Raw genomic sequence first — 12,744 nt, forward strand, 5'->3', positions numbered from 1 at the left:
TAAAAATTTTTAATATGACACATGCATAAATGCTTAATGGCTGATAATAAGAACTTTAGTTCTTGGCTTTCAAGTACTAAAGCCCTTACTAGAAAACACAAATCAAATTTTTAAATCGCGTAGTGCTAGACGAATTTGCTCCAAGCGCCTACGGTTTACACCAAAATCCGAGTCTCCAAGACGTGATGCGGAACGCAGATGAATTACTGATTCATTAGCAGGGAAATAAAACTCGACATCATCCACAAATTGGAATATCCGACTCTTAGAAAGAGCATGAATGTAATTATCTGTCTGTTGGATAACCTCTGTACGTGGAACAACACTAAGAACTTTGAGTAAAGTTGCTCGTGCTGTCTGGAGGTCTACATGGTAGGCGATCGGGTCAATGCTATGTTTGGAATCAGCATCTTGACTGACAGCACAGTTCGGAGAAGGCGGACAGGGAGCAAGATGGATATTGTCAACTCCCAAGCCAGAAGTGGCGGCCCAAGTAGCAGCAGGAAGCATGAAGCTGCTAGTCAGGCTGAAGAATATTACAAAGATAATACTCCAGATAAGTCGCTGCACGTACTTCATTTCCCCGTTCACGGAGCGTTCCGTAGGAAAGGGGTATGTTTTTAGTAGACGGAACATGATCTATTGACTCCTTGTTAAGAAAGATAAATATACCTGAAACACTCACCAATGACAAACAATAAATGACCAATGGACTTCACAAGTTCCTCAAACTCTTTATATGTAAATGAAAGCACAGCGCACTCCAGAAGCTAAAAACTAATTCTGATACCAATTCTGTATGAAGATGCGCTAAACCATATTTAAATACAGGACAGAAGAAAGAGAAACGAACCGCAAAGGACGCAAAGGACACAAAGAAAGAAAGAAAGAAAGAAAGAAGTTAAAAGGGTTTGGCGCAGTCTCACAAAGAAATGGTATGAGGACTTACGCAAGTTTCATTTTTTCGCCAAAATCGCCCAAAGTTAAAAATCCAAAAAGCTTGACTTTTGACCCTTGATGCAAAGATATGTAGCATAGCGAAGGGATCGCCTGCAAAAATACCGCCGCACAATTATAGAAATGCTGTTTGCTCGGTCTGTGTCGCTAATGCTAACTGTGAATTGTAAGCCTTGAACCACAAGAAGGACGCGAATTTATTAAGTTCGCTTAACTTCACAAGTTACTCAAATTCTTTATATAAGTTGAAAGTGAGACAATTACACAATAATTTTAGAATCAATTATGGTTATGGCAATTAATTATCGGGAAAGAATCATTACTCTTTGGGCAGTATTTCTACTAGGAACATTGTTTCATACACAACTGGGTTTAATGCCGCTTTTTCACGGCTTATCTGTTATTGAATCTCAAAAAGCTACAAATATCAACGATATTTCTGGAATTATGTGGTTGATGTTAGGCTTTTTTGTGCTACCAATGCTGGCAATTATTCTCACTATTTTTACCGATTCAAAGCGTTATCGAATCATTCATTTTGGCTTAACTGTCTTTTACAGCATCATGAACTTACTACACGTGATTTTAGATTTATTTGTCCAGCCAGTTCTCTGGTATCAGATAGCTTTGATGGTGTTGTTATTTTTTGTGGGTTTATTATTAAATATCACTGCTTTTAAATGGATGCAAATGCATAACAGGTCTAATAAATCACAAATACAATTAGAAAGTTCACGTTTGTAGATTTTACTAAACCCGTATTCTCAGCTTTATTATAAATTTGATTTTGAAGAATTTTTGAATGAATATTCAATATCCATATTTTTTTAACTTGATTTAATCAGTTTTAAAACAACCAGCGACAAAAGTTATTTTGTAACATTCAACATTCATTCTTCTGTGATTTCCATTCCAAAATGCAAATCTACCGAGCGCGATAATGCCTAATGGTAGGATAACAGAAGCATGAAATTGTGAATACAAAAGCCCTCATTTCTCCTCAAGAACTCACGTCCATATTAGCAGAAAAGTCATCACGGGCTGTCATTATCGATACACGAACTCCCGAAGATTATGCTATTTCTCATATTCCTCAATCCATAAATATTAGAGATTTTTTCACCTATCTTTTAGAGAGTTCCTATCCAGCAGGATTAAAGGAATTACAAGAGTATTTTGCAGAAATTATGAGCAAGCTGGGAATATCGGGTGCAGAACGGTTAATTGTCTATGAGGATACTTTAAATAAAGGTTATGGTCAATCTTGTCGAGCAGCTTTTTTACTGAAGTATTTGGGTTGCGCTGAGGTATCTATCTTACACGGAGGATATAGAGCATGGCTGACAGAGGGATTACCTACTACCGATGAAGTACCATTATGTGAAAGTAGCATATTTAGATTGCATCCCAACACTGAGATGATGGTGACTACCGCCGAGATGTTGCAAGCAATTGATAATCCAGCAATTATTAAATTAGATGTGCGCGATCGCAACGAATGGCTTGGGCTGAGTTCTTCTCCCTATAATCCTGACTTTTGCCCTCGCAAAGGTCGAATCCCTAATGCTGTATGGTTAGAATGGCATCATCTGATGAATTCCGAATCGGAAATCCCCATATTCCGATCGCCAGATGAAATCCGAGAGATTTGTCAGTCAGTAGGTATTACTCCAGAGTCCATTGTGTATATTTACTGCTTTAAAGGTTCAAGGGCTGCTAATACATTAATAGCCCTTGAACAAGTAGGAATTTCTGCTAGAAATTATTTTGGCTCTTGGAATGAATGGTCTCGTGATTTTTCCCTACCCATTGATAGTAGGATCATCAGCGTGTAGGCATCGCAGCCTCGGTTTCTTACTGTTACATACTTGACGTTGGGTTTTCGAGACGCGATAAATCGTCGTCTCTACAAGTGTTTTGGTCTGATCTGAACTGTATTGCTTTATAATTCGGAATCTGTTTTGGGAAAAGGTTACTGGATTTGAGTTGGAGGTTTTTTCTCTACCATTATCCCCAAAACCCAAGAAGTATTGCCTGGTTGGAAAAAAGCATGAACTGCGATCGCTAGTAGAGCAATTATACTTAACCCAATTGTAGGAAGTATTTTGGTGGGCAATTGTGCCAATCTAGCAAATAACTTTTCTTTGGATAGACTTATGGCTAAAAAATCTCAACCAAATGTAGAACAATACCAAGATGTCAGATTATCTGCCACCACAAGGATTTGGGTAATTACAGTCGCCATTCTCGGAGTTTGCGTCCCACTCTCAGCCGTTACTAGAAGTGGTGCTATTCTTCCTTTAGTTGCTATTGGTGGGGCAGCAGTTGGTACAGTTGCTGTTTGGCGTTCTGATGAGCAAAAATCGAAAGCTAACTATTTGCAACAGCAGCAAATAGAACTGTTAGAGCGGAGATTAGCGAATTTAGAAACAATTGTTAGCAGTGATGACTTGAACTTGCAAATGAAAATTAAACAGATTGAGGCAAGAGATCCTTTTGGTGACTCGTCTGATGTAAGTACTATACCCAGACAACCAAAACGCAAAGGTTAAAATTAGCTAATCTTCACCATTTATGCCAATTTCAGATGATATACCCGAAAATAATCGTTACTAAGTCATTTTAGTGGGGATATTTGTTGACTTAGCGTTGCCGCAACCTTTAAAATGCTTTTCACATTAAACTTTCCTTTGCACCTAGAAGTGTTTCCTTAGAAACAGTATCTTGTTGTCCATCTTCGTTAGAATTGACTGACATCATTTAATTCTATATACTTCAACTGCATCAGTTCATGAAATGTCTAAGTGCTATCCATCTTTATTTTTCCCGGAAACATCTGCCAATGGCTGTGTTTTATTAGACTGCTAACATTACTGAATTTTTAATTAACTAAGGTTATAAACTTGAGTAATTGCATTGGTATAGCTTACCGTAGGTATGCAATAGTTTGCCGCAGGAATGCAGATGGATTGGATTAGCTTACTTAAATTTCAACAAGCTGACTTCCTTCAACGTGTGAAGAAACCTAAAACTTATGACTTATCTTTATTGGAAAGTCAAGTCAAGGGTTGTCACACTGAAATGATGGCTTTTTGGGGCGAACCATTGGCTAGACTCCAAGAATTTTCTCGCCAACAAGCAGAAGTTCTTGCCAAAAATCCACCGCCTACGCCACCCGAATATCCTGAGCCTCCCGACTGGACGATACCTTTTCCCAAATACTTCCAGCGCCAAGCGGAAGATTATCTTTTGCGGGAAAAAATCGTTGACCTGGTGATAGCTGAACGTTTGGGGAAGTTGGTAAAAAAGGTATCACAAGATACTTTGCAAAATATGATTTTAGATGATGAAGGAAATTTGTGTGGCGAAAGCAAATTTTCTTATGTACTAAAAGATAATCCTCAGCTAAGTGTTCAAGTTTATGTTGCTGATGGAGAAAGTTTTAATGGTATTAAGAAAGACAAAATTAAATGGTCGGTTACTCAAGAAGATTTAAACAATCACCAAGTATTAATTTTTCTCTGTTTGTTTTATCCATCAACAGGTCAGTTAGGATACGAAAGACAGAGTATAATTACAGGATTTTTACCTGCAAATCAAATTGAACTTACTGAACCAAAACTGTATATAAGTCCGAGTAACTTGTTGTATGCCGGTGGTCTGAGTTGGTATTTAGAATCACTTATTGGCAAAAAAGACACGTCGCCAGTAATTAATGAGAAAGCGATCGCAGATACAATACAGACTCTACCATCAGAGCATTGTCTTAAGGGTATAGTTGGTGATTGGGAATGCTGGCAAACTTTACAAGGGCACAATAGAGGTATTAATTGCCTAGCTTTCAGTTTTGCGTGCAAGAATGGTAAAGCCTTACCCATATTGGCAAGTGGTAGTCGTGGAGAAACGAAACTCTGGGATTTAAGCAAGGGTGAATTAATAGATACATTATCAGAGTATCCTTGGGTGATACCTGGGCTAGTGGATGAAGTGAATTCCCTGGCTTTTAGTTCAGATGGACAGACTTTAGTGAGTTGCGGTGCTGATTCCACAATTAAACTTTGGCACGTGGGTGCTTTAGACTTGATAGATATTTTGCATAAACATAATGGGGTAGTGCGGTGTGCTGCCTTTACTCCAGATGGCAGAATGTTAGCTACAGGCGGAGATGACAGAAAAATTCTGTTTTGGGATTTGATGCATCGTCAGGTTACGATCGCACTTTCTTTAGATGATACAGCTGCTCATTCTCTGGTTTTGAGCCGAGACGGGGAAACTATAGTTACAGGTAGCTACCGTAAAATCAAAGTCTGGCGAACTTCACCCCAAACGGGGATCAAAAGTTTAAAGGATGCACAACCTCTGCATACCCTCATGGGTCATTCTCACATCGTTCGTTCCTTAGCAATCAGTGCAGATGCTAAACTGCTCGTGAGTGGTAGCTGGGATCAAACAATTAAAATTTGGCAATTGGAAACTGGAGAATTACTTCATACACTTAAAGGACATAGAGATAAAGTATATGCGATCGCCTTAAGTCCTGATGGACAAATTATCGCCAGTGGTAGTGCTGATAAAACCATCAAATTATGGCATCTACAAACCGGGGAGTTACTGGGTACGTTTACAGGTCATGGAAATATAGTCACAGCATTAGCCTTCACAGCTTCTGGCGAGATGTTGGTTAGCGGGAGTTTAGATAAGACAATTAAAATTTGGCAACGAAGTTAAGAATTTATAATTAGGGGCTGATTGCGATCGCGAAGGTGTCATAAGCATCTTCTTTGGATGCAACTTATGAAAATTTTGTTGGTAGAGGATGATATATTACTTAGTGCAGCATTGGCAGAGTTGTTGAGTGCAAATCGTTATACTATCGACGTAGCAAGCAATGGACAAACTGGGCTAGACCTAGCAATATCGGTTGAATATGACTTGATTTTGCTGGACTGGTTAATTCCTAAGCTGGATGGGATTAACTTGTGTCGGCAACTGCGAAGGCAAGGCTACCGTAAATCTATTCTGTTATTAACAGGCAAAAATTCTAATGCAGATATTGTCGCGGGTTTAGATGCGGGAGCAGATGATTATGTCATCAAGCCCTTTGACCAGGAAGCATTACTAGCAAGAATTCGGTCTTTGTTGCGGCGAAGTGGAGTAAGTGATTCATCTACGTTAACCTGGGGAAATCTCTGTTTAGATCCAAGTGCCGGCAGAGTGACTTGTAATGAGCAGGAAATTTTGCTTACGGCAACAGAATACAAACTGCTGGAGTTATTTTTGCAAAACCCAGATCGCATCTTTAGTCGTGCAGTGATTCTAGATCGGCTTTGGGGATTTGATGATGCACCCACTGAAAATGCAGTTACGACTCATATTAAAGACTTGCGAAAAAAACTGAAAACAGGAGGTCTAACAGAGGAATTTTTAGAAACAGTATATGGCATGGGCTATCGCATCAAGCCTGTACCTAATCCTTCTATCGCTTTTGGGGAAACAAATCAAGGTGGGAAGAAAAAACCCGGTACCAAAGATATAACTTCTGTGAATCGAGTGCTGGAGCGATTTCGTAATTCCTTTGGCGCACAGGTTTTAGTACTGGAGCAGGCCAAAATTGCACTCTTCGCAGGGAATCTAAATAAAGAGTTATATCAGCAAGCATTGCACGAAGCGCATAAGCTAGCAGGTTCGATGGGAACGTTCGGTTATCCAGAAGGCTCCCGGCTAGCACGGAAAATAGAGCATTTGCTGCTTGCAGATTTCCCCCTCTTAGCAGATAAAATCTCTGATTTTTCGAAATTGGTAACAACATTACAGCAAGAATTAACTAAGCCTGCTGTCATTTCCACCGCTCAAAGCGTCCCAATGAAGCAAACTTATCGGCTGTTAGTAATCGATGATGATGCGACGTTGACAAAGCAGTTGCAAGCAGAAGCCGACTCATGGGGGATCAGGATGAAGGTTGCACCCAACTTAGCCGAGGCCCGATCGCGTCTAGCTTTAAAAACTCCTGACGCAGTTTTACTCGATTTGAGTTTTCCGGGAACAGAGGAAGACGGATTAATATTATTGAGCGAGATTGCACAGCGATCGCCAAATATCCCAGTGATTGTTTTTACAGGACGAGATACCCTGGCAGATCGATTGGCAGTATCGCGTTTAAGAGCTAGACAATTTTTGCATAAGCCTGCGACAACCGAGGAGATTTTTCAGGCGATCGCTCGTGTCCTACCTCAACCGAAAATTTCTGAAGCTAAAGTCTTAATCGTAGACGATGACCCTGTAATCCTGGCTGGACTATCGGCGTTGCTAACCCCTTGGGGGGTGGAAGTAACAACCCTCTCCCAATCACAGCAATTTTGGAAGGTTTTGATGGCAACATCTCCAGATTTGGTAGTACTAGATTTAGAAATGCCAATAGTTAATGGATTAGAGTTGTGCCAAGTCGTGCGACAGGATGCCCATTGGGGAGATTTACCTGTTTTGGTAGTAACAGCCCATACTGAAGCAGAATCCCTTCAGCAAGCCTTTGCAGCTGGAGCCGATGATTTTATTCGCAAGCCAGTGCTAGGGCCTGAACTTGTAACAAGGGTACTGAGCCGCATTCAAAGAAGGCGCTGGCGCTCTCAGGTAGGGAGAAATAAAGAATAATGAGAAATTATCAGCGATTATTAGTCTATGGTGTCGCTATTGGCTCAACTGCGATCGCCCTAATGCTATCGCTCTGGCTAGAACCGTTTATATCTCCAACTATTGGTGCTTTTTTTTATATAGCTATCATCGCCAGTACTTGGTATGGTGGCTTTCGACCAGGAATCGTTACAGTTGTGCTTTCGACACTGGTGATTGATTATTTTTTTATCCTTCCACGATATCAACTGGGGATTAATCAACCAGAAGATATATTGCGCCTAAGTCTTTTCCTAGTGGTTGCCTTGATAATTAACCTGATAACAGGCAATCTTAAGTACAGCACAAAGAAGATTCAACAACTCAACCAACAATTGTCTCAGGAAAATGCCGAGCAATTGCGGATGACTCTTGACGATCGCAAGCTGGCACAAGAAAAGCTGCAACAGCAATTTGAGCAACAACGCTTAGTGATGGAGATGAGCCAGCGCATCCGGCGATCGCTCAAGTTACAAGATATCTTGCAAACCACCGTCGATGAAGTGCGGCAGTTTCTTAAGTGCGATCGCGTCATTATCTTCCAATTTTATCCAGGTTGGGGTGGAACAGTCGTGGTTGAGTCTGTTGTACCGGAATGGATGGCGATTTTACCACTCCAAATTTACGACCCTTGCATTGGCGAAGAGAACGTCGAACCCTTTAAACAAGGCTTAGTTACCGCGAAAGCTGATATTTATACTGCCGGAATTAGTCCCTGTCACGTTGAATTTTTGGCAAGTCTCCAGGTAAGGGCAAATCTGGTTGTTCCTGTTTCATTAGGAGATGAATTGTGGGGATTACTAGCAGCTCATAACTGTGCAGCTCCTCGTGAGTGGCAATCTTCAGAAATTGTCCTGTTGCGGCAGTTAGGAGCGCAGGTAAGCATTGCTATCCAGCAAGCAGCTTTATTTGAACAGTTACAAACAGAACTGATGGAGCGTAAACAGGCACAAGTTGCCCTGCAACAACTGAATACCGAACTTGAGCAACGGGTGCTAGAGCGCACTGCACAACTAACAGATACAAATGATCGTCTGCAAGAAACAGTGCGAGATCAGCAACAAACCCAACTCATACTTTTAGAACAGGCGCATAAGCTAGAGCTTCAAGCTGTAATCACCCGAAATATGGGGGAAGGGATTTGCTTAGTCAGAATCGATAATGGAATCATTGTCTATGCCAATCCGAAATTTGAGCAGATGTTTGGCTATGACTCTGGTGAACTCAACGGTCAGGACGTTTCGATTGTGAACTATGCCAGTGAATCGTTAACTGATGAAAATATAAATCAAGCCATTGTATCTGCCGTCTTACAAAATAGTGAAGCCACTTATGAAGTCCATAATCTTAAAAAAGATGGCACACCATTTTGGTGTAGTGCGACGACTTCTATATTCAATCATCCCGACTACGGCGATGTTCTAGTTGCGGTTCACCAAGATATCACTATTCGCAAACAAACTGAAGAAGCTTTACGCCAAAGCGAAGAAAAGTTTCGTCAGTTGGCAGAAAACATCCAAGCAGTATTTTGGATGACCGATATTCAAAATCAGCAAGTTCTCTATGTGAGCAGTGCATACCAAACCATCTGGCAAAGCAGTTGTGAAAGTCTTTACCAAAATTATTCAGATTGGTTCGATGCAATTCACCCAGAAGATCGCCAGAGCGTCGAATTTGAAATCGTTGAACAGATGAGAACAGGGCAATACGATAAAAAATATCGAATTATCCGTCCTGATGGTTCAATCCGTTGGATTCGCGATCGCGCATTTCCGATCAAAAATGAACTAGGAGAGTTAGTTCGGATTGCTGGGATTGCCGAAGACATCAGTGAAATACAGCAAATTGATCTGATCAAGAGTGAGTTTATTGGCATCGTTAGTCACGAACTCCGCACTCCCTTAACTGCAATTCGCGCAGCACTGGGTTTACTACAAAGTGGAATCTACGACAAAAAACCAGACAAGTTTAAGCGGATGATTGAGATTGCAGCCATCGATAGCGATCGCTTAGTGCGTCTTGTCAACGATATTCTCGATTTGGAACGCTTAGAGTCGGATCGAACTTTGTTAGAAAAAACAACCTGCAATGCGGCTGATTTAATTCAACAAGCAGTTGCAGGAGTGCAAGCGATCGCCAATCAGCAAAATATTACCTTTAAGATTCACCCTACCAATGCTCAAGTTTGGGCGGCAGCTGATGCCATTGTTCAAACACTCACCAATCTCTTAGGTAATGCGATTAAATTCTCACCTGCCGATTCTACTATTACTCTGAGTGTCCAACAGCAAACAGATCGCGTCCTGTTCCAGATAACCGATCAAGGACGAGGCATCCCAGCAGAAAAGTTAGAAACAATCTTTGGACGATTTCAGCAAGTAGATGCTTCTGATTCTCGCACCAAAGGCGGCACAGGCTTAGGATTGGCAATCTGTCGTAGTATTATTGATCAGCATGATGGGCAAATCTGGGCTGAAAGTACTCTTAGTGTCGGCAGCACGTTTTTCTTCACTCTGCCATTGCCAGGAAATTATGCAGGGGAGCAGAGGAGCAGAGGGGCAGGGGAAGCAGGGGGAGAATGACCAATGACAAATGACCAATGACCGACAAATGACAAATGACCAATGACCAATGACAAAAAGATTTTTAATTGTGGATGATGAAGAACGAATTCGCGAATTAGTACAAGCTTGTTTAGAAGACTTGGGAGGATGGGACACGCTGACAGCTGCATCAGGGCAAGAAGGACTAAAAATCGCCCAGACAGAACCTATTGATGTGATTCTGCTTGATGTGTCTATGCCTGACATGGACGGCTTTGCAGTATATGAAAAACTTCAGGCAAATTCCGCAACTCAAGCAATACCAGTGATTTTTTTAACTGCGAAAGTTCAAGCAAGCGATCGCGTCCGTTTCGCTCAGATTGGAATTGCTGGGGTGATTACTAAACCTTTTGAACCCACCTCTATTTGCGAAGAAGTTACTGAGATTCTTGGATGGGACGATTAATTTTGAAGTTTTAATTTTTTATTTTTGTAATTTATTTTTCTAAATATTATCCGTCAGCTTTTGATCTCTCCAACCCTCTTAAAAATACTACCGTGTCGTTTACATACAAATCTTTGAGAGTTGCTGTGTAACATAGGGTGAACGAATCTTTGCAGGTCGATGCATTAGCATTGCAAGTCCATGCATTAGCATTGCAAATCCATGCATTAACATTGCAAGTCCATACATTCGCATTGCAGGTCGATGCATTAACATTGCAAGTCCATACATTCGCATTGCAGGTCGATGCATTAACATTGCAAGTCCATGCATTAACATCGCAGGTCGATGCATTGGCATTCCTCCCCAACAGTGGCGACAAATTGCAGACAATTATTTAAATCAGAGGCAAATATGCATTCTGAAAATGAATGATATTTCTCAAAAACTATATCTGGCAGTAAAAACTGTTAAAACCCATAAAGGTATCGCTTCAATATCACATTTTTAACTTCAAACCCTTTGATCTAGTTAGCCTCTTTTATCAGGTTGCTACACTGCTGGGTTTGCATCTTAACTTCACGAATAGATTAACGAACGCGCTCTACCTAATTATTTTTTTTGTAAAAAACTATAATCCTCACCAAATCTTTAGATTTAGAGATTATTTTTTGAAAGTCTCAATTTAATTGTGACTAGCGCTTAGAGAATCTCACAGGTGTAAGAAGATGAACAACAGAAGTTTTGCAACTATAGACGGCAATGAGGCTGTTGCCCAAGTCGTCTATCGACTGAATGAAGTCATTGCTTACTCGATTACTTCTTCTTCACCAATGGCTGAGTGGGTGGATGCTTGGGCTAATGAAGGTAAACGCAATATTTGGGGTACTGTTCCCTCGGTGGTACAGATGGAGAGTGCAGCAGGTGTTGCTGGTAATGTACATGATGCTTTGCAAACTGGTTCACTGACAACCACCTTTACAGCATCGCAGGCGTTATTGTTGATGCTCCCCAATATGTACAAAATTGCCAGAGAATTCACACCTACAGTTTTTCATATAGCAGCGCGATCGCTAGCCGCCCAAGCTCTATCTATTTTTGGCGACCACAGCGATGTTATGACAGCACGTGATACTGGTTTTGCCATGTTGTGTGCCGCATCAGTGCAAGAAGCACAAGACTTTGCTCTAATCGCAACACGGGCAACTTTAGAATCACGAATACCCTTTCTGCATTTTTTTGATGGCTTTCGTACATCCCATGAAATTAACCAAGTAGAGACTTTAACAGATGATGACCTGCGAGAATTCACTCCCAATGAATTGATATTCGCCCATCGGTCACGCGCCCTCACCTGCAATAAAACTGTTTTGCGCTGTAGAACACAAAACCCTGATGTTTACTTCCAAGCCAGGAAAACTGTCAATCCTTACTATTTAGCTTGTCCAGACATAACCCAGAAAGTCATGGATGAATTTGCTGCGATGACAGGGCGACAGTACCAACTATTTGAATACCACGGCGACCCAGAAGCCGAACGAGTTATTGTGCTGATGGGTTCCGGTTGCGAAGCTGTACATGAAATAGTAAATTACCTTAACACCCTTGATCAGAAAGTGGGCGTTTTGAAAGTTAAACTATATCGCCCTTATGATGCCAAACGCTTTGTCGCTGCTTTGCCAGAAACTACCCGTAGCATCGCAGTTTTAGATTGCATCAAAGAACCAGGCGCATCTGGTGAACCATTGTATTTGGATGTAGTCGCTGCTATCCGTGAGTCATGGGGAGTAGAAGAGCAGAAAAGCAGAGGAGCAGAGGTAAAATTAGAGTTAGATTCTCCCTTACCTCTGCGCTCCTCTGCACCTTTGCCTAAAATTATTGGTGGTCGCTACGGTTTATCTTCCAAAGAATTCACGCCAGCCATGATTAAAGCTATCTTTGAAAACCTTGCTGCTACTCAACGAAAAAAGAGAGTAACGCAAGGCAAACGCATCTAAAATATTGACGAGATCCTGTGTTTAGTAATTTACCAACTCAAAATTGCCAGGTGGAGGAAGACTCTTGAGCAGGGAAGCAGAGGAGCAGAAAAGAGGCGAATACCAAGTCTTTTTTCCTCTACCCCTCTGCTGATAA

10 protein-coding genes and 1 pseudogene are annotated in these 12,744 nt (G+C 41.2%); 9 read left to right on the forward strand and 2 right to left on the reverse strand.

Annotated elements, in window-relative coordinates; all coding sequences use genetic code 11:
* Positions 1–102: 102 nt before the first annotated feature.
* On the reverse strand, positions 103–579 hold the full coding sequence (locus ACFFRD_RS18855; protein WP_392483107.1) for a DUF1499 domain-containing protein: 477 nt from the start codon (positions 577–579) through the stop codon (positions 103–105).
* A gap of 669 nt (positions 580–1,248) precedes the next feature.
* Here ACFFRD_RS18855 and ACFFRD_RS18860 point away from each other — a divergent pair.
* Positions 1,249–1,701, forward strand: coding sequence for a hypothetical protein (locus ACFFRD_RS18860; protein ID WP_392483108.1), 453 nt, complete (start codon positions 1,249–1,251; stop codon positions 1,699–1,701).
* A 230-nt stretch (positions 1,702–1,931) separates the two neighbouring features.
* Positions 1,932–2,792 carry a sulfurtransferase gene (locus ACFFRD_RS18865; RefSeq protein ID WP_392482705.1) on the forward strand — a complete coding sequence of 287 codons (861 nt, stop codon included), beginning with the start codon at positions 1,932–1,934 and terminating at the stop codon, positions 2,790–2,792.
* A 137-nt stretch (positions 2,793–2,929) separates the two neighbouring features.
* Here ACFFRD_RS18865 and ACFFRD_RS18870 read toward each other — a convergent pair whose 3' ends face one another.
* Positions 2,930–3,073 (reverse strand): hypothetical protein, encoded by a 144-nt coding sequence (locus tag ACFFRD_RS18870; protein ID WP_392482706.1) that lies wholly within the window; start codon positions 3,071–3,073, stop codon positions 2,930–2,932.
* A 40-nt stretch (positions 3,074–3,113) separates the two neighbouring features.
* Here ACFFRD_RS18870 and ACFFRD_RS18875 point away from each other — a divergent pair, with 40 nt between their 5' ends.
* The 7 genes and pseudogenes from ACFFRD_RS18875 to ACFFRD_RS18905 form a co-directional block, all read left to right on the forward strand.
* Positions 3,114–3,509, forward strand: coding sequence for a hypothetical protein (locus tag ACFFRD_RS18875; protein ID WP_392482707.1), 396 nt, complete (start codon positions 3,114–3,116; stop codon positions 3,507–3,509).
* A gap of 412 nt (positions 3,510–3,921) precedes the next feature.
* On the forward strand, positions 3,922–5,685 hold the full coding sequence (locus tag ACFFRD_RS18880; RefSeq protein WP_392482708.1) for a WD40 repeat domain-containing protein: 1,764 nt from the start codon (positions 3,922–3,924) through the stop codon (positions 5,683–5,685).
* A gap of 66 nt (positions 5,686–5,751) precedes the next feature.
* The gene (locus ACFFRD_RS18885) at positions 5,752–7,605 is read left to right on the forward strand and encodes a response regulator (RefSeq protein WP_392482709.1); all 1,854 of its coding nucleotides are present in this window, start codon (positions 5,752–5,754) and stop codon (positions 7,603–7,605) included.
* Positions 7,605–10,205, forward strand: a complete 2,601-nt coding sequence (locus ACFFRD_RS18890) for an ATP-binding protein (protein WP_392482710.1) — start codon at positions 7,605–7,607, stop codon at positions 10,203–10,205. The genes ACFFRD_RS18885 and ACFFRD_RS18890 overlap by 1 nt, the downstream gene beginning before the upstream one ends.
* A 49-nt stretch (positions 10,206–10,254) precedes the next feature.
* On the forward strand, positions 10,255–10,632 hold the full coding sequence (locus ACFFRD_RS18895; RefSeq protein ID WP_163928743.1) for a response regulator: 378 nt from the start codon (positions 10,255–10,257) through the stop codon (positions 10,630–10,632).
* 137 nt (positions 10,633–10,769) lie between these two features.
* Positions 10,770–11,012 carry a hypothetical protein gene (locus ACFFRD_RS18900; protein WP_392482711.1) on the forward strand — a complete coding sequence of 81 codons (243 nt, stop codon included), beginning with the start codon at positions 10,770–10,772 and terminating at the stop codon, positions 11,010–11,012.
* 327 nt (positions 11,013–11,339) lie between these two features.
* A pseudogene (locus ACFFRD_RS18905) lies at positions 11,340–12,596 on the forward strand (pyruvate:ferredoxin (flavodoxin) oxidoreductase); the annotation flags it as partial.
* Positions 12,597–12,744: the final 148 nt, after the last annotated feature.

This window comes from Nostoc sp. C110, assembly GCF_043099725.1.
GTDB classification, from domain to species: Bacteria; Cyanobacteriota; Cyanobacteriia; order Cyanobacteriales; family Nostocaceae; genus Nostoc; species Nostoc muscorum_A.

What these genes read in the sequence shown, in the direction of transcription:
- ACFFRD_RS18855 (WP_392483107.1), bottom strand. Translation starts at nt 579, where the DNA reads ATGAAGTACGTGCAGCGACTTATCTGGAGTATTATCTTTGTAATATTC.
- ACFFRD_RS18860 (WP_392483108.1), top strand. Translation starts at nt 1,249, where the DNA reads ATGGCAATTAATTATCGGGAAAGAATCATTACTCTTTGGGCAGTATTT.
- ACFFRD_RS18885 (WP_392482709.1), top strand. Translation starts at nt 5,752, where the DNA reads ATGAAAATTTTGTTGGTAGAGGATGATATATTACTTAGTGCAGCATTG.
- ACFFRD_RS18880 (WP_392482708.1), top strand. Translation starts at nt 3,922, where the DNA reads ATGGATTGGATTAGCTTACTTAAATTTCAACAAGCTGACTTCCTTCAA.
- ACFFRD_RS18875 (WP_392482707.1), top strand. Translation starts at nt 3,114, where the DNA reads ATGGCTAAAAAATCTCAACCAAATGTAGAACAATACCAAGATGTCAGA.
- ACFFRD_RS18895 (WP_163928743.1), top strand. Translation starts at nt 10,255, where the DNA reads ATGACAAAAAGATTTTTAATTGTGGATGATGAAGAACGAATTCGCGAA.
- ACFFRD_RS18890 (WP_392482710.1), top strand. Translation starts at nt 7,605, where the DNA reads ATGAGAAATTATCAGCGATTATTAGTCTATGGTGTCGCTATTGGCTCA.